Source organism: Mesorhizobium qingshengii (assembly GCF_027563465.1).
GTDB classification, from domain to species: Bacteria; Pseudomonadota; Alphaproteobacteria; order Rhizobiales; family Rhizobiaceae; genus Mesorhizobium; species Mesorhizobium qingshengii_A.
Map to the genome: position 1 here is coordinate 65,548 of NZ_JAPFQA010000006.1, position 17,588 is coordinate 83,135.

General features: G+C 63.6%; 15 protein-coding genes. 10 read left to right on the forward strand and 5 right to left on the reverse strand.

The window, feature by feature from the left end; all coding sequences use genetic code 11:
- The first annotated feature begins 38 nt into the window (after positions 1-38).
- The 3 genes from OOJ09_RS15555 (at position 39) to OOJ09_RS15565 (ending at position 2,712) form a co-directional block, all read left to right on the forward strand.
- Positions 39-863: a chromate resistance protein ChrB domain-containing protein gene (locus OOJ09_RS15555; protein WP_269906031.1), complete on the forward strand. Its 825-nt coding sequence runs from the start codon at positions 39-41 to the stop codon at positions 861-863.
- On the forward strand, positions 860-2,251 hold the full coding sequence (gene chrA, locus OOJ09_RS15560) for a chromate efflux transporter (RefSeq protein ID WP_269906032.1): 1,392 nt from the start codon (positions 860-862) through the stop codon (positions 2,249-2,251). The genes OOJ09_RS15555 and chrA overlap by 4 nt, the downstream gene beginning before the upstream one ends.
- Positions 2,252-2,313: 62 nt before the next feature.
- Positions 2,314-2,712: a hypothetical protein gene (locus OOJ09_RS15565; protein ID WP_269906033.1), complete on the forward strand. Its 399-nt coding sequence runs from the start codon at positions 2,314-2,316 to the stop codon at positions 2,710-2,712.
- 21 nt (positions 2,713-2,733) lie between these two features.
- Here the strand turns inward: OOJ09_RS15565 and OOJ09_RS15570 are convergent, their stop codons facing one another.
- The gene (locus tag OOJ09_RS15570) at positions 2,734-4,323 is read right to left on the reverse strand and encodes a trimethylamine methyltransferase family protein (protein ID WP_269906034.1); all 1,590 of its coding nucleotides are present in this window, start codon (positions 4,321-4,323) and stop codon (positions 2,734-2,736) included.
- Between the two features lie 188 nt (positions 4,324-4,511).
- A complete protein-coding gene (locus OOJ09_RS15575; RefSeq protein WP_091584436.1) occupies positions 4,512-6,005 on the reverse strand; it encodes a PLP-dependent aminotransferase family protein in 1,494 nt (497 codons plus the stop codon).
- Positions 6,006-6,297: 292 nt separating this feature from the next.
- Between OOJ09_RS15575 and pgi the strand changes: the two genes are divergently transcribed.
- Positions 6,298-7,941 carry a glucose-6-phosphate isomerase gene (pgi, locus tag OOJ09_RS15580; RefSeq protein ID WP_269906035.1) on the forward strand — a complete coding sequence of 548 codons (1,644 nt, stop codon included), beginning with the start codon at positions 6,298-6,300 and terminating at the stop codon, positions 7,939-7,941.
- Between the two features lie 14 nt (positions 7,942-7,955).
- Positions 7,956-8,678, forward strand: coding sequence for an HAD family hydrolase (locus OOJ09_RS15585; protein WP_269906268.1), 723 nt, complete (start codon positions 7,956-7,958; stop codon positions 8,676-8,678).
- On the opposite strand, the gene OOJ09_RS15590 is transcribed toward OOJ09_RS15585, so the two are convergent.
- Both OOJ09_RS15590 and OOJ09_RS15595 read right to left on the reverse strand, forming a co-directional pair.
- Positions 8,662-9,411 carry a class I SAM-dependent methyltransferase gene (locus tag OOJ09_RS15590; RefSeq protein ID WP_269906036.1) on the reverse strand — a complete coding sequence of 250 codons (750 nt, stop codon included), beginning with the start codon at positions 9,409-9,411 and terminating at the stop codon, positions 8,662-8,664. The two genes, OOJ09_RS15585 and OOJ09_RS15590, sit on opposite strands and share 17 nt — an antisense overlap.
- A gap of 8 nt (positions 9,412-9,419) precedes the next feature.
- Positions 9,420-11,393, reverse strand: coding sequence for a long-chain fatty acid--CoA ligase (locus OOJ09_RS15595; protein WP_269906037.1), 1,974 nt, complete (start codon positions 11,391-11,393; stop codon positions 9,420-9,422).
- A 453-nt stretch (positions 11,394-11,846) separates the two neighbouring features.
- On the opposite strand from OOJ09_RS15595, the gene OOJ09_RS15600 reads away from it, so the two are divergent.
- Genes OOJ09_RS15600 through OOJ09_RS15620 form a run of 5 tightly spaced genes read left to right on the forward strand, consistent with a single transcriptional unit; the run spans position 11,847 to position 17,085 of the window.
- Positions 11,847-13,445, forward strand: a complete 1,599-nt coding sequence (locus OOJ09_RS15600) for an ABC transporter substrate-binding protein (RefSeq protein WP_091584447.1) — start codon at positions 11,847-11,849, stop codon at positions 13,443-13,445.
- 43 nt (positions 13,446-13,488) lie between these two features.
- Positions 13,489-14,496, forward strand: coding sequence for an ABC transporter permease subunit (locus tag OOJ09_RS15605; RefSeq protein ID WP_269906038.1), 1,008 nt, complete (start codon positions 13,489-13,491; stop codon positions 14,494-14,496).
- On the forward strand, positions 14,496-15,407 hold the full coding sequence (locus OOJ09_RS15610; RefSeq protein WP_091584453.1) for an ABC transporter permease subunit: 912 nt from the start codon (positions 14,496-14,498) through the stop codon (positions 15,405-15,407). Before OOJ09_RS15605 ends, OOJ09_RS15610 begins: the two co-directional genes overlap by 1 nt.
- Entirely contained in the window at positions 15,407-16,258 is an 852-nt protein-coding gene (locus OOJ09_RS15615) for an ABC transporter ATP-binding protein (protein WP_269906039.1), read from the forward strand. The genes OOJ09_RS15610 and OOJ09_RS15615 overlap by 1 nt, the downstream gene beginning before the upstream one ends.
- On the forward strand, positions 16,255-17,085 hold the full coding sequence (locus tag OOJ09_RS15620; protein ID WP_269906040.1) for a dipeptide ABC transporter ATP-binding protein: 831 nt from the start codon (positions 16,255-16,257) through the stop codon (positions 17,083-17,085). The genes OOJ09_RS15615 and OOJ09_RS15620 overlap by 4 nt, the downstream gene beginning before the upstream one ends.
- Before the next feature lie 29 nt (positions 17,086-17,114).
- Here the strand turns inward: OOJ09_RS15620 and OOJ09_RS15625 are convergent, their stop codons facing one another.
- Complete coding sequence (locus OOJ09_RS15625; RefSeq protein WP_269906041.1) at positions 17,115-17,588, reverse strand: GNAT family N-acetyltransferase; 474 nt, start codon at positions 17,586-17,588, stop codon at positions 17,115-17,117.

Here is a 17,588-nt window from a genome sequence, read left to right on the forward strand (position 1 = left end):
CGTTCGCGTCCAAGCTTCTCTGTCAGGAGGTGGACGCCATGCCGTCAACAACCGCTATCACCGTATCGCAACTATCCCGTCTGGTCGGTCTGCCGGGCGCGCCGGTAATCATCGATGTTCGCATCGATGACGATTTCGACGCCGATCCGCGCCTGCTACCGGCCTCGATCCGGCGCGATTTCAAAACCGTTTCGGCCTGGGCGGCCGCGTTCGCCGGCAAGCCGGTGGCCGTCGTCTGCCAAAGAGGGCAGAAGCTCTCGCAAGGCGTCGCCGCCTGGCTGCGGCATGAAGGGATTCCCGCCGAATCCCTCGAAGGTGGCTTCGAAGCCTGGCGCGATGCAAAGGGGCTTCTGGTCCGCACCGACAAATTGCCTCCGCGTGATGAAAAGGGCCGCACCGTATGGGTGACGCGGTCCCGCCCGAAGGTCGACCGCATCGCCTGCCCCTGGCTGATCCGGCGTTTTGTCGATCCTCACGCGGTCTTCCTTTTTGTCGAAGCCGCCGAAGTGCCTGCCGTGGCCGACCGCTTTCAGGCCGTGCCTTTCGACATCGACAATGTGTTCTGGAGCCATCGCGGCGAACGCTGCACCTTCGACACGATGATCGAGGAGTTCGAGCTGAAATCCGAGGCGCTGGACCGCCTTGCGGTGATCGTGCGCGCCGCCGACACCGCAAGCCTCGACCTGGTGCCCCAGGCGGCCGGCTTTCTGGCTGCCTCGCTTGGCCTGTCGCGTATGTTCCGCGACGATCTGGAACAACTGGAAGCAGGCATGCTGCTCTACGATGCGTTCTTCCGCTGGTGTCGCGACGCCACCGAAGAAACCCACAACTGGCCCGCTGCAGGCGCCGGCAAACCGTCATGAGCGTTTTGGTCCCGCAAGATAAGGCAGGGAGTGTCCAGGCACCGGTTGCACCGACCTTCGCCGAAGCCGTGAAGGTCTGGGCGAAAATCGGGCTGCTCGGCTTCGGCGGACCGGCCGGGCAGATCGCCTTGATGCACAAGGAACTGGTCGAGGAGCGGCGCTGGATCGGCGAACAGCGTTTCCTGCATGCGCTGAACTACTGCATGCTGCTGCCTGGCCCGGAAGCCCAGCAACTTGCCATCTACATTGGCTGGCTGCTGCACAGGACGATCGGCGGCCTTGTCGCCGGCATCCTGTTCGTCGTGCCGGGCGCGCTTGTCATGCTGATCTTGAGCAGCCTCTACGCGCTCTATGGCGACGTACCGCTCGTCGAGGCGCTGTTCTTCGGGGTGAAGGCGGCGGTGCTTGCCATTGTCATCGAGGCGGTGATCCGGATCGGCCGGCGTGCCCTGAAGAACCGGGCCATGGTGCCGATCGCGGTCGCGGCCTTCATCGCCATCTATGCGTTGAATGTGCCGTTCCCGCTCATCATCCTGCTCGCGGGCCTGACGGGATGGCTGGGGGACCGCATTGCTCCCGGCCTGTTTTCTGGCTCCGCGCATGGCAAGGGCGATGTTGCCGACATCAAGGGCGCGGTCGACCTGATGTTCGAGCGCGGCGAACTCACCCATGTCAAACCGACGACGTGGCATGCACCGCGCACCGTCGCGATCTGGCTTCCGATTTGGCTCGGGCCTGTCCTTGTGATCTGGTGGTTGACCGGCTCTGCCAGCGTCTGGACCGAGATAGGCAGGTTTTTCAGTCTGATGGCGGTCGTCACCTTCGGTGGCGCCTATGCGGTGCTCGCCTATGTCGCGCAGGCAGCCGTCCAATCCTTCGGCTGGCTGGCCCCCGGTGAAATGGTCGACGGTCTTGGGCTTGCCGAAACGACGCCAGGTCCGCTCATTCTGGTGTTGCAGTTTGTCGGCTTCATCGCCGCGTTCCGCCATTCCGGGTCGCTGGATCCGTTGCTTGCCGGATCGCTTGGAGCGCTGCTGACCTTGTGGGTGACGTTCACGCCGTGCTTCTTCTGGATATTCCTCGGCGGGCCCTATATCGAGGCGCTGCGTGGCAACAAGGCATTGTCCGCCGCGCTGGGCGCGATCACCGCCGCTGTTGTCGGCGTCATCATGAACCTCGCTTTGTGGTTTGCCTTGCACGTCATCTTCCGGGAGGTTCGCAACATGGGCCTTGGTATGAATGTGCCGGTGTTTTCGTCGATCGACTGGCGCGCGGCACTGCTTTCCGGCGCCGCCATGATCGCCATCCTGAAGCTGAAAGTCGGCATGCTGCCCACACTTGCCGGATCCGCCCTTGCCGGTGTTTTGCTGTTGGCGGCGAGTGGCTAGATGCCGCTGCCTTTGTATTCCGCCTGCGAACACCTAAGTGGTTGGAAACGGATTGGACCATCATGGCGGGACGACGCTCTTCCCTCGGCTTCCTCGGAATGTTCGGCCGCTCGGGTGACCTCAGGCAGCTCGACACCGCTTTGCGTGGCGCCGACCTTCATCCGGCCCTCGTGCCGGAGGGGGTGAAACTCACCATCGTCAATCTGATGAAGGATCGCTGGCCCGAGGAGCCGCCCAGCCAAGCCTATCCAGAGGTGGCGCGGCTGTTCAGCTATTGCATTGCCGGACCGGAAGCCTTCGAACGATCCAACGGCCTTCAGGGCAGGCTCGACGCCGAGCGCCGGATCGAAACAGCCCTTGAGATCGGCGACAGCTTCGATGCGCAAATCGTGCTGATGACGCTGCACGCCAAGCTGATCAGTGCCGAGGTCGTCGAGCGCTACGGGCTGAGCGCCGACTGACGGCTTCGAGGGAGGGTGGGCTTATCCGCCCATGCTGCCGCGCGGAAGCTTGATCATCTCGCCAAAGCGGGCGCGCAGTTTGTCGTCGAGCAACTTGGGGACATGGCGCGGGAAGCGCTCGGCAAGGACACGCTTCTTCTCGATGATCGCCCGCTGCAGGATGTCGGGCCGGCCCTTCTCGTTCCATTCCTTCGGCGAAAACCGGTCGCCCACGGCCGGATAGAAATATTCGGTCTGCATCAGCCGCAGCGTCTGCTCGTTGCCGAGATAATGTCCCGGTCCCTTCAGGCAGACATCGGCGATGGTGTCGATCGACAGCGATTCATCGGACACTTCGATGCCGCGCACGCAGCGCAGGCAGTGGCCGAGCATGTCGTTGTCGATGATCAGGCTTTCCAGGCAGAAGCCGAGCAGCGAGGCATGCATGCCGGCCGATTCATAGACCAGGTTGAGCCCTGCCAGGCCGGCCATCACATCAGTAATGCCCTTTTCATAGCCGGACTGGATGTCGGGCAGTTTCGAATCCGTCATGCCGGCGGCCGAGCCGCCCGGCAGGTCGTAGAATTGCGCCATCTGCGCGCAGGCCGCGGTCAGCACCGCCTGCTCGGCGGAACCGCCCGACATGGCGCCGGTCCTGAGGTCGGAGACGAACGGCCAAGTGCCGAAGATCGCCGGATGCCCCGGCTTGATGGCGTTGACATAGACGAGGCCGGCCAGCACTTCGGCCACTGCTTGCACCACGGCACCTGCAATCGCCGCCGGCGCCGTGGCGCCGGCCTGTCCGGCCGACAGCAGGAGGATCGGGATGCCGCCCTCGACGCAGGCTTCGAGCACGCCGCAGGCGTCCTCGGCGAATTTCATCGGCGGCACGACGAAGCAGTTGGAGTTCGACACGAAGGGGCGGGCGCGGAAATTCTCCTCGCCGCCGGCAATGGCATAGAGCATTTCGAGCGCCGGCTGCACGTTCTCGCGCACGGTGAACGAGGTGCCGACATGCTTGGACGTGCCCATCACGCAGGCATAGAGCGTGTTGAAGTCCATTTCGAGCGGATCGGGAATGTCGCGCGGCACCATCGGCCGCTGGAAGAAATGGATGTTGTCGAGCCCCTCGACGATGCGGGCGGCGTCATAGATGTCCTGCAGCAGCGACTCGCGGTATTCGCGCTTCTCGACATCGACCAGATGGACGGCGGCTCCGGCCGTGCCGTAGTGCACACGCTTGCCCTTGATCAGCATGTCGTGCTTGGGGTCCTGGCCGTGCAGGGTGAAATTCCGTGCCGCTTTCTTGATGGTATCGAGCACCAGCGCGCGCGGGAACCGGATGCGGCCATCGTCGGCGTAGGTGGCGCCGGCCTCGGTCAGCGCTTCGATGCAGGAGGGAATGGCGTTGGCGAATCCGACCGTCTCCAAAAGGGTCAGCACCGCCTCGTGGATGCGCTCCTGGTCGTTCCCGGTCAGCGGTCCGTAGCTGCCGCCTTCGAGACCGGCGCGTACCGGCTTGATGTCGTCGGCCAGCGGCGCGGCCCGCATGGCGCGGCGCGCCTCGCGTCCGCCGGAGCGGCGCGAACGCTGATCCGCCGCCGCTTCCTGCTTTTCAAGAACCACAGACATGCAGACACTCCACCTTTCAGAAAAGCAGGGCGCGGCGGTTGGCCCACCATCGGCTGCTTCTTCCCCTTATGCCCCGACTATGCCGCCGGCATTGGCACAGCCTATGAGCCAGCCAGTCTGGTTGCATATGCCAGAGCTAAAAGACCCAGGGCCGCGCATGCGCGGCTCTGAAGGGATTGGTCGATGGATCAGGCGGCGGCAGGCCTGCGTCCGGCCGCGGTGGCCAGTTCGCGGATGCCGGGCTCGATGTGCTGCAGCGCGATCGACGAGATGCCCAAGCGCATGAAGCGCGAAGGCTTTTCGGTGCGGTCGAAGAAGCGGTCGCCCGGCTCGATGATGACGCTGCGCGAGGCCGCTGCCTCGGCCAGCCCGCGCGCATCGGTGCCGCGCGGCCCCTCGAGCCACAGCGACGTGCCGCCGGCCGAATCGGTCGAGCGCCATTCCGGCAGGAAGGCGGAAATCGCATGAACCAGGCGCTTGCGCCGCTCGTCGAAGGCGCTCGACAAACGCCGCACAAGCGCCTCGTGATGGCCGAGCGACAGGAAGAGTGCCACGGCGCGCTGGTTGTTGGCTGGCGGATGGCGCAGCATGAAGCGGCGCAGGGCCCTGAGCTCGGAGATTAGTCCAGCGGAAGCGACGATGTAGCCAAGCCGCAGCCCCGGAGCCAGCGTCTTCGACATCGAGCCGACATAGACGACGCGGCCGGAGCGGTCGAGGCTCTTCAGCGCCTGCTGCGGCGCTTCGTCGAGCAGCTGGCTGTCATAGCCGTCCTCGATGATGATCTGGTTGTGGCGGTTGGCACGTGCCAGGAGATCCTGCCGCCGTTCCGCCGACAGCGGCACCATGGTCGGGCAATGATGGCTGGGCGTGACGAAGACGAAACCGGAATCGTTGGGAATAGAAGCGGTTACGATGCCGGACTGGTCGACCGGCACCGGCTGGATGTCGGCGCCCGCAAGCCGGAAGATCGAGCGCGCGTCGGGGTAGCCGGGGTCCTCCATCGCCACCTTGGAGCCCTTGGTCATCAGCAGCGTCGCCAGCATGTAGAGCGCGTTCTGGGCGCCCAGCGTGACGATGATCTCGTCGGGATTGGCGAAAATGCCGCGCCGGGGCAAGAGCCGCGCCTGGATCTGCTCGATCAGCAGCGGATCGTCGCGATCGACCATGTCGGACGCCCAGTTGCGGATCTCGAGCACCGCGAGCGCCATGCGGTTGCACTCGCGCCACTCGGCGGTCGGGAACAGCGCCGGATCGAACTGGCCGTAGACGAAGGGGTAGGACGACTTGATCCAGTTCTCGTGCTTGGCCGGCGGCGGCATGTCGCTGGCGGCGATCTGTCGGCGTGCCTTCCAGTCGATCTCGTTGGCCTGGTCGGGCGCCTTCTGATGCGGCTTGGCTGGTGTCGCCAGCACGTCGGGATTGACGAAATGGCCACGCCGCTCGCGCGCCACCAGGAATCCCTGGTCGACGAGCTGCTGGAAGGCCAGCACGACGGTTCCGCGCGCCACGCCGAGTTTCTCGGCGAGGATCCGGCAAGAGGGAAGCGGCATCGAAGCGGCGATCTGGCGATCGAGAATGGCTGCAACGATGGCCTGGCGAATCTGCGCCTGCAGGGTCTGGCCGGATTCAGCCGAAATCCGGAACAGGCCGGACCATATCGCCGTGTCGTTTCGCTGTGGCATGAAAGATGTTCCTCGATGGCCAGCTTTTTTCGCTTGGCTGGACCAGTCGAATGTAACGGTGGCACAAGGTGTTGCGCCAATCAATTTTTCTGATCGTTGAGATTTATGCCAGTGATCCTTCGGCCGAAATCCAGCCTCGCATGTTGCACTGCATCATCGCCGCATGATGCAGTGCGTCATCGCTGCGTATTGAACCGGATGGAATTCGGCTCAATAGTTTTGGCGCGACGACACGCGCCGGAAACATCCGGTCTGATATGGTGCGTCGAAAACGTCAGGAGTCCCCCCGCCAGTGGATCAGTCAGCCTTTCAAAAACAGCTTGCCGCGTTGCGAGATCATCGCGCCGCCGCAGCTGCCAGCATGCGCCAGGCCTTCGCCGCTGATCCGCGGCGGTTCGAGAAATTCTCCGCCACCGACGGCGACCTTCTGCTCGACTGGTCGAAATGCGCTGTCGACGCGGTGACCATGGACTTGCTGGAAAAGCTTGCCAAGGCCGCCGATCTCGAAGGCCGCCGCGCCGCGATGTTCGCCGGCAAGAAGATCAACCTGACCGAGGATCGTGCCGTGCTGCACACGGCGCTGCGCAACCTGACCGGCAAGGGCGTCACGGTCGATGGCCAGGATGTCAAGGCGGACGTCATCGCCGTACTCGACGCGATGGGCGCCTTTGCCGATGCCGTGCGTTCCGGCAAGGCGGTCGGCGCCACCGGCAGGAAGATCACCGACATCGTCAACATCGGTATCGGCGGTTCCGATCTCGGTCCGGCCATGGCGACGCTGGCGCTGGCGCCCTATCATGACGGGCCGCGCGCCCATTACGTCTCCAACATCGATGGCGCCCATATCCACGACACGCTGAAGGGCCTTTCCGCCGAAACCACGCTTTTCATCATCGCATCCAAGACCTTTACCACCGTCGAGACGATGACCAATGCCGAGACGGCGCGCAAATGGGTGCAGGAAGCACTCGGCAAGGATGCGGTGGGCAAGCATTTTGCCGCCGTCTCGACCGCGCTCGACCTGGTGGCGAAGTTCGGCATCGCCGCCGACCGCGTCTTCGGCTTCTGGGACTGGGTTGGTGGCCGCTATTCGGTCTGGGGCGCGATCGGCCTGCCGGTGATGATCGCTGTCGGCCCGAGAAATTTTCGCGCCTTCCTGGATGGCGCGCACGAGATGGACGAGCATTTCCGCACCGCGCCCATCCAGGAGAACCTGCCGGCGCTTCTGGGGCTGGTCGGCTGGTGGCATCGCGTGATCTGCGGATATCAGGCTCGCGCTGTCATCCCTTACGACCAGCGCCTGTCCAGGCTGCCGGCCTATCTGCAGCAGCTCGACATGGAATCGAACGGCAAGAGCGTCACCCTCGAAGGCGCGGCGGCTACGACGCCGACCGGGCCGCTGGTCTGGGGCGAGCCCGGCACCAACGGCCAGCACGCCTTCTTCCAGCTGCTGCACCAGGGCACCGATTTCATCCCGGTCGAGTTCCTTGCCGCGGCCGTCGGCCACGAGCCGGAGCTCAAGCACCAGCACGATCTGCTGCTCGCCAACTGCCTGGCGCAGTCGGAAGCGTTGATGAAGGGCCGCACGCTGGAGGAGGCGCGCGCCCAGATGTTGGCCAAGGGCATGAAGCCCGCCGAGGTCGACAAGATCGCCCCGCACCGCGTCTTCTCCGGCAACCGGCCCTCGATGACCATCCTCTACCGGAAACTCGACCCGCGCACCTTCGGCCGGCTGATCGCGCTCTACGAACACCGCGTCTTCGTCGAGGGAACGCTCTTCAACATCAACTCCTTCGACCAGTGGGGCGTCGAGCTCGGCAAGGAACTGGCCACTGGCCTTTTGCCTGTCGTGGAGGGCAAGGAAAGTGCCGCAAAGCGGGATGCCTCGACCGCTGGTCTGGTGGAATACATCCACCATTTGCGTGGGTCGGAGTGACGCGCTTGGCAGACATCAAGGGAATCAAGGGAATATTGTTCGACAAGGACGGGACGCTTGTCGATTTCAACGCGACCTGGCTTGGCGTTGCCGACTTCATGGCCATGGACGCGTCCGAGGGCGATCGCTGGAAAGCCGACAGGCTGCTCGCCGCGGCCGGATTTGATTTCGCCACCAGGCGCTTCAAGCCTGACTCCATCTTTGCCTCCGGCACCAATCTCGACGTTGTCGAATTGTGGTTCCCGCGGTTGTCCAACGAAGACCAGATGCTGGCCGTCGCCCGCTTCAACGAGATCACCTCGGTGCAGGGCTCGGCGATGGCGGTGGCACTGCCTGGCATCGTCGAGACGCTCAGCGTCCTGCACAGGAAGTCCTACCGGCTTGGTGTGGCGACCAACGATTCGACCAGCGGCGCGGAAAGGACGCTGGTCACGCTCGGCGTCGCCCAACTGTTCGACGCGGCCTATGGCTACGACGCTGTCGCCAATCCCAAACCGGCGCCTGATACGATCCTGGCTTTCTGCGATCTCACCGGCCTGCAGCCGTCGGCGATCGCCATGGTTGGCGACAACCGCCACGATCTCGAAATGGCGCGGGCCGGCGGCTGCGGCCTGGCGGTCGGCGTGCTCTCGGGCACCGGCACCCGTGAATCGCTGGCCAGCATTGCCGACGTCGTCCTCGATTCCGTCGCCGATCTGCCGGATTTCCTTTCCGCGCGGGTCAAGGAGACGATCTGATACCGGCAGCACTGGCGGGGACCAAATCCGCCTCGAAACGAAAGACGCCGCTCGGCTCCAGCGCTGTGCCTTTCGTCTGGCCGAAATCCGGCACCTCGTATTCGGCAAGCCGCCGCAGCCGCGATCGTGGCAGGTAGGCCCGACCCGGGTCGCCGACCAGGACTTCGATGCCGGCGGCGAGGCAGCGGTTGAAGAAGGGAATGACCCGCCAGGCGACGTCCTGCCCGTAGAACACATCGCCGGCGAGCACCAGGTCGATCGCGGGTGGCGAACCCGTGGTGATATCCTTGCCGATCACCGTTATGGCGACGCCGTTGGCTGCTGCATTGAGGCCGAGCGCGGCGACACCGTTGCGGTCGATCTCGGCGGCGATCACTTCGCGCGCCCCGGCTTTCGCGGCGGCAATGCCGACAATGCCGGAGCCGGCTCCGAGGTCGAGCACGCGGCGCCCGGCCACGGTCGTCGGACGGTCGAGGACATAGCGCGCGAGCACGGTGCCACCGGCCCACGCATAGGCCCAGTAGGGCGGTTGTGGCTCCGGCGAATCTTCCTCGCCGCTCTCGTCCTCGGGCTCGACGAGCCGCCTCAATCCGCTGCCGGGATGAGCCGTGTAGAACTGGATCTCGGGAAGCGCAGGTACCGGAACAAGGCGCATGTTCGCCTTGATGAACATCGCCGGGTCGAGGCGCGAGCGCCGATCCGGCGCATCGTCGGTGGCGAGCTTGTCACCCAAGATCCTGCCTATTCCCGCAGCGCCCGCCGCAGGATCTTGCCGACCGGCGTCTTCGGCAGCTCGGTCCTGAATTCGATGTATTTGGGCCGCTTGTAGCCGGTCAGGTTCTCGCGGCAATAGGCGGTCAGCGCCTCGGCGGTCAGCGCCGGATCCTTCTTGACCACGAACAGCTTCGGCACTTCGCCCGAATGCTCGTCCGGCACGCCGACCGCCGCGACTTCGAGCACGCCCGGATGCTGGGCGACGACTTCCTCGAGTTCGTTCGGATAGACATTGAAGCCCGAGACGAGGATCATGTCCTTCTTGCGGTCGACGATCTTGGTGTAGCCGCGCTCGTCCATGAAGCCCATGTCGCCGGATTTGAAATAGCCGTCCTTGGTCATCACCTTGGCGGTCTCGTCCGGCCGGTTCCAGTACCCCGCCATCACTTGCGGTCCCCTGATGCAGATCTCGCCGACCTCGCCGAGCGGCAGGTTGTTGCCGTCATCGTCGCGAATGGCGATCTCCGTCGAGGGCAGCGGCAGGCCGATCGTGCCGGTGAAATCGCTGGCGCTGAACTTGTTGGCGGTGGCCACCGGCGAAGTTTCCGAGAGGCCATAGCCTTCGGTGACCGGACAGCCGGTCAGCGACTTCCAGCGTTCGGCAACGCCCTTCTGCACCGCCATGCCGCCACCCAGCGTCAGGATCAGCGGCTTGAAGTCGAGCTTGCGGAAATCCTCGTTGTTGAGCAGCGCGTTGAACAGCGTGTTGAGACCCGGAAAGATGTGGACCGGATATTTTGCCAGTTCCTTGACGAAACCCGGGATGTCGCGCGGATTGGGAATGAGCACGTTGCGGGCGCCTTGCTGCATGCCCATCAGCGCGTTCACCGTCAGCGCGAAGATATGATAGAGCGGCAGCGCGCAGATGAAGTTCGGATGCGCCGGCTTCGGCTTGTTGGTGTAGGCGTCTTCCAGCCACAGCGCGTTCTGAACGACATTGGCCAGCACGTTGCTGTGCAGCAGCACCGCGCCCTTCGAAATCCCCGTGGTGCCGCCGGTATATTGCAGGAAGGCGACATCGTCGGCCGCCACCGTGGCTGGCGTGAAACGCAAGCCGGCACCGGCCTTCACGGCCGCGTTGAACTTGACATGGCCGGGCAGCGACCATGCCGGCACCATCTTCTTCACGCGGCGCACGACAAGATTGACGATGGTCCCCTTCAGGGCGCCAAGCATGTCGCCCATCGCAGCGACGACGACATGCTTGACCGCGGTCCTGGCGACCACGGCCTGCAAGGTGCTGGCGAAGTTCTCCAGGATGACGATGGCCTGCGCGCCCGAATCCTTGAGCTGATGTTCGAGTTCGCGCGGTGTGTAGAGCGGGTTGACGTTCACCACGGCGTATCCCGCGCGCAGGATGGCCATCATCGCCACCGGATATTGCAGCACGTTCGGCATCATCAGGGCGACGCGCGCGCCTTTCTGCAACCCTTTCGACTGCAGATAGGCGCCGAAGGCCGCCGACAGCCGCTCGATCTCGGCGTAGCTGATGGACTTGTCCATGCAGGTGAAAGCGGGCTGCGCGGAAAACTGCTTGCAGGTGGCGACCAGGAAGTCACCGATGGAGCTGTAGGGCAGGACGCCGATTTCGGCCGGCATGTTCTTCGGATAGCTCTTGAGCCATGGCTTTTCCGGCAGCCCGGCGGCGAGCGCGGTCAGCGCCTTCGGCAGTCGCTTGGCGGCAGTTGCGACGGGCTTCGCGGCCGGCGCGGCTTTCGAAGCTCCAGTCTTCGCCGGAGCCGCCTTTGGCGACGCGGTCTTTGTCGGGGTGGCCTTGGCTGCCGCTTTTGCCGGCGACGATTTCGTTGCTGGCTTCGCTTTTGCCTTCGCGGTCGCTGCTTTGGTGGCGGGCGCTCCCTGCCGGTCAGGGCTGGCGGCCGGTCCCGAGGCCGCCTTGGCCGGTGCCTTCGCCGGCGCTGCCTTCTTTGCTGTCTTTGCCACCCGTTCCTCCCTGGATCGTTCTCGTTCGTCCGCGCCGCGCTCGCCCCTGAATTGACAGGGACATCCTCCGCTGCTGCCGGTATGTCATCTATGTATTGCCTCTATTGGCGGCCGTGCAAGTCTTGCCCCTGCGGCAGGACGGGAAAGATTTGCCGCCGAAAATCTTTCCCGCCGCCGACACTTCGAACCGGTCTCTTCCCGTATTCGCGGCCGGGCGAAGGCGCGCGCGCCTCTAATATCGCCGGATTGGCGATCAATAAAAAAATGCGGTCGTTAATAATAGCGTGAATGGAAAAAACTGCTAATTTTTTCTGCCGTTTGGCAAAATCGCGGATTTTTTTCCCGCTTCCCGCGGGGTAAGCAAACGGGGTGTTCCAAAGCCGGAAAAACGGTGCTTATATGCGCGCTTCGCGAGCCTGATAGAGGGCTTGGAAGAACATCAGGGAGTGCTCAATGAAAAAGAAACTCGCTTTTGCGGCCGCGTTGCTGGCCGCGAGCGTCCTGGGCGGCATGGCCAATGCAAAGACGCTTGTCTATTGCTCGGAAGCGTCGCCGGCCAATTTTGATCCAGGTACGACGACCGGCGGCAACGACTTCGATGCCTCGTCGCGTACCGTCTATTCGCGCCTGGTCGAATTCAAGCATGGCGGCACCGAGGTCGAGCCCGGCCTCGCCGACAAGTGGGAAATCTCCGACGACGGCCTGGTCTATACCTTCCACCTGCATCCGGGCGTGAAGTTCCAGACCACCGATTTTTTCAAGCCGACCCGCGACCTCAATGCGGACGACGTGGTCTTCTCTTTCGATCGCCAATTCAACAAGGCGAATCCCTGGAACGGTGACAAGTATCTGCCCAACCTGACCTGGGACTACTACACCGGCATGGACATGCCGAAATACGTCGCCAAGTGGGAAAAGGTCGACGACCTGACCGTCAAGCTGACGCTGACCGAGCCGAATGCACCGATGCTGGCCAATCTCGGCATGGACTTCGCCTCGATCGTGTCGAAGGAATATGCCGACCAGCTGGAGAAGTCCGGCAAGATGGCCGATTTCTCCACCAAGCCGATCGGCACCGGTCCGTTCCAGTTCGTTGACTACCAGCTGGATTCGGTCATCCGCTATGCGGCCAACCCGGACTATTTCAAGGGCAAGGAGAAGATCGACGATCTCGTCTTCGCCATCACCCCTGACGCGACCGCCCGCATCCAGAAGGTGCTCGCCGGCGAATGCGACATCGCGCCCTATCCGAATCCTGCCGACATCGGCACGATCAAGGCCAACCAGGACGTGACCCTGATGGATCAGGCCGGCCTGAACATCGGCTACATGAGCTACAACACCACCATCCCGCCGCTCGACAAGCCCGAGGTGCGCCATGCGCTCAACCAGGCGATCGATCGGGAATCGCTGATCAAGTCGCTGTTCCAGGATGCCGGCGCCACGCCGGCCGAAAACCTGATCCCGCCGACCATGTGGTCGTGGAACAAGGATGTGAAGTCCGACGCCTATGATCCGGAAGCCGCCAAGAAGGTGCTGGCCGCTGCCGGGCTCACGGAAATCCAGCTCTGGGCTTCTGATCGCGTTCGTCCTTACAACCCGAACTTCCAGCGTGCCGCCGAACTGATCCAGGCCGACTGGGCCAAGGTCGGCGTCAAGGCCGAGATCGTCAACTACGAGTGGACCAAGTATCGCTCGGAGGGCAAGAAGAAGGATCGTCCAGGCGCCTTCCAGATCGGCTGGACCGGCGACAATGGCGATCCGGACAACTTCTTCGCCACGCTGTTCGCCTGCTCCGCGATCGGCGTCTCGAACTACTCGAGCTGGTGCGACAAGGACTTCGAGGACCTGATCCAGAAGGCCAAGAAGACCAGCGACCAGGCTGAACGCACCAAGCTTTACGAACAGGCGCAGGTGGTCTTCCAGAAGCAGGCTCCGGCCTTCCTGCTGGCGCATAGCCAAGTCTACGCGGTCGTTCGCAAGAATGTCAGCGGTTTCATGATGGACCCGCTCGGCATTCACCGCTTCGACGGCGTCGACAAAGCCGAATAAGATATTGAGTGGGGCGGCGCTCTAGAGCGCCGCCCCCTTCGCCATGCTCAAATATATTCTTCACAGAATTGCACTTTTGATTCCGACGCTTGTCGGCATCACTATCTGTGCCTTCGCCTTCGTCAGGCTGCTGCCCGGCGATCCCATCCTTGCCATGGCCGGTGAACACGGCGTGGCGCCGGCCCGCTACGAGGAGCTCAAGGAACAGTTCGGTTACAATCTGCCGATCTGGCAGCAATATGCCCGCTATGTCGGTGAGGTCGCGACCGGTGATTTCGGCGTCTCGATCTCGTCCAAGCGCCCGGTGATGGAGGAGTTCAAGACCCTCTTTCCGGCAACAATGGAACTGTCGTTCTTCGCCATGATTTTCGCCATGGTGCTCGGCATCCCGGCCGGCATCTTCGCGGCGGTCAAGCGCGGCTCGTGGTTCGACCAGTCGCTGATGGGCACGGCGCTCGTCGGCTATTCCATGCCGATCTTCTGGTGGGGCCTGCTGCTGATCATCTTCTTCTCCGGCTACCTCGGCTGGACACCGGTTTCGGGCCGCATCGGCCTGCAGTTCTTCTTCAAGCCGATCACCGGCTTCATGACCATTGATACCCTGCTCTATGGCAAATGGGATGCGTTCCGCTCGGCGTTGAGCCACCTGGTCCTGCCGGCGATCGTGCTCGGCACCATCCCGCTGGCGGTGATCGCCCGCCAGACGCGTTCGGCCATGCTGGAAGTCCTGGGCGAGGACTATGTGCGCACGGCGCGCGCCAAGGGCCTGTCGCCGTCGCGGGTGGTCGGTCTGCATGCGTTGCGCAATGCGCTCATCCCGGTGGTCACCACCATCGGCCTGCAGATCGGCACGCTGCTCGCCGGCGCCATCCTCACCGAGACCATCTTCGCCTGGCCGGGCATCGGCAAGTGGATGGTCGATTCCATCTTCAAGCGCGACTATGTCGTCGTGCAGTCAGGTTTGCTTTTGATCGCCCTCATCGTCATGGCCGTGAACCTCATTGTCGACGTGCTCTACGCCGTCATCAACCCGCGCATACGGGCCGCGTGATGAGCCAGTCGACCGAAGTCACCGCGCTCGCCGCCGGCAATCCTGACCGCCTGACCGGGTTCAGGACCTTCTGGCACTACTTCTCGGTCAACCGCGGCGCCGTGATCGGCCTGTTCGTCTTCATCCTGCTGGTGCTGGCGGCTTTGTTTGCGCCGCTGCTCGCGCCCTATGCGCCCGACATCCAGGACAAGACCGCGTTTCTGAGACCGCCAGCATGGCAGGCCGGCGGCAGCGCGCAATACCTGCTTGGCACCGATCCTGTCGGCCGCGACATCCTTTCGCGCCTGCTCTACGGCGCGCGCTTCTCGCTGCTCATCGGCGCTGTCGTGGTGACGCTGGCGCTCACCGGCGGCATCACGCTCGGCCTGCTGGCCGGCTATTTCCGCGGCTGGGTCGACGTGGCGATCATGCGATTGATGGACCTCATCCTGGCGTTCCCGTCGCTGCTCCTGGCGCTTGTCCTGGTCACCATTCTTGGCCCCGGCTTGTTCAACGCGATGCTGGCCATCGCGCTCGTCCTGCAGCCGCATTTCGCGCGGCTGGTGCGCGCCGCCGTGATGGCGGAGAAGAGCCGCGAGTATGTCGTGGCGGCGAAGGTCGCCGGCGCCGGCCATATCAGGCTGATGCTTCGCACCATCTTGCCGAATTGCCTGGGACCGCTGATCGTCCAGGGTACCTTGTCATTCTCCAACGCCATTCTCGAAGCGGCCGCTCTTGGCTTCCTCGGCCTCGGCGCCCAGCCGCCGACGCCCGAATGGGGCACGATGCTCGCTTCGGCGCGCGAGTTCATCCTGCGCGCGTGGTGGGTGGTGACCTTCCCCGGCCTGGCGATCCTGATCACCGTGCTTGCCATCAATCTGATCGGCGACGGTCTTCGGGACGCGCTCGATCCGAAATTGAGGAGGTCGTGATGGCGCTGCTCGAGATCCAGAATCTCGTCGTCGAATTCCAGACCGCGTCTGGTCCGTTCCGGGCGGTCGACGGCGTCTCGCTGCATGTCGACGAGCGCGAAGTGCTGGCCATCGTCGGCGAATCCGGCTCCGGCAAGTCGGTGTCGATGCTGGCGGTGATGGGACTGCTGCCATGGACCGCCAAGGTCACCGCCGACCGCATGAGCTTCAATGGCCGCGAGCTTCTGAAGATGAGCCCGGCCGAGCGGCGCAAGATCATCGGCAAGGACATATCGATGATCTTCCAGGAGCCTATGGCCAGCCTCAATCCCTGCTTCACCGTCGGTTTCCAGATCGAGGAGGTGCTGCGCTTCCATATGGGCATGGACGGTGCACAACGCCGGGCGCGCGCCATCGAACTCCTGACGCAGGTCGGTATTGCCGAGCCGGCGGAACGGCTCAACTCGTTCCCGCACCAGATGTCGGGCGGCCAGTGCCAGCGCGTCATGATCGCCATAGCCATTGCCTGCAATCCGAAACTTCTGATCGCCGATGAGCCGACGACGGCGCTCGACGTCACCATCCAGAAGCAGATCCTCGATCTCCTGGTCTCGCTGCAGGCCAAATACGGCATGGGCCTGATCATGATCACCCACAATATGGGCGTGGTGGCCGAGACCGCCGACCGCGTCATCGTCCAGTACAAGGGCCGCAAGATGGAAGAGGCCGACGTGCTGTCGCTGTTTGAATCGCCGAAGAGCAATTACACCCGCGCGCTCTTGTCGGCGCTGCCGGAGAATGCCGTCGGCGACCGGCTGCCGACCGTGTCCGACATGGTGTTCGAACCGGCGCCCTCGGGAGCCGCCGCATGAGCATCAAGGTCGTCGAAGGCAAGAACATCGTGCGCGACTACCATATTGGTGGCGGCCTGTTTCGCGGCCAGCGCACGGTGCATGCGGTCAAGGGCGTTTCGTTCAGCGTCGACAAGGGCAAGACGCTGGCCATCGTCGGTGAAAGCGGTTGTGGCAAGTCGACGCTTGCCCGCATCATCACGCTGATCGATCCGGCGACGTCGGGTGAGCTGTTCATCGACGGCAACAAGGTCGACATCGCCAGGAACGGATTGACCAAGGAGATGCGCCGCAAGGTGCAGATCGTCTTCCAGAACCCCTACGGGTCGCTCAATCCGCGCCAGAAGATCGGCGACGTGCTCGGCGAGCCGCTGCTCATCAACACCAACAAGCCGGCCGAGGAACGGCGCGACCTCGCCATGAAGATGCTGAAGAAGGTCGGCCTCGGACCCGAGCACTACAACCGCTACCCGCACATGTTCTCGGGCGGCCAGCGCCAGCGCATCGCCATTGCCCGCGCGCTGATGCTCAACCCGAGCCTTCTGGTGCTGGACGAGCCCGTCTCCGCGCTCGACCTGTCGGTGCAGGCGCAGGTGCTCAACCTGCTCGCCGACCTGCAGGACGAGTTCCAACTGACCTACGTTTTCATCAGCCACGACCTGTCCGTGGTGCGCTATATCGCCGACGATGTGATGGTGATGTATTTCGGCGAGGCGGTCGAATACGGCTCGCGCGAGGAGGTCTTCGCCGATCCCAAGCACAGCTACACCAGGACGCTGTTCGCGGCGACGCCGCGCGCCGACATCGCCTCGATCAAGGCGAGACTGGCGAAGAAGAAGGCCGCCTGACCCCGGCTGTCACGATCTGACGAGGTAAACTAGGCGGGTGTGGCGGGCACCAGTGTTTTTGCGAGCAAGACATTGGCGTGACCGCGCGGGAAGTCCTCGAGTTGCGTCAGCCGCTGAAATCCATGCCTCTCGTAGAAGTTCGGCGCCTGGAAGGTGAAGGACGCAAGATGGATGACATGGCATCCGCGCCGCCGCGCCTCCCGCTCAGCTTCGGCGAGGAGGCGTGAGCCAAGGCCCTTGCCGCGCTCGCTGTCAGCGATCCATAGCGTTTTGATTTCGCACACGCCCGCCCAACTGTGCCCATGGAGACCGGCATAGATCGTCCCGTCGTCTCTCTTCAGGAGGATCGACAGATAGCGGCCGTCATCGACGCCGGTGGCGGCGACGTTGAAGCCGTAGAGGCTATCCTCGAGCGCGACGATGTCCTCTGGTGCGGGTTCACTGAGCACAACAAGAGGTGTCGCATCATTGGCGCTCGGAGCGGAGTCGCCGGGACCAGCCAT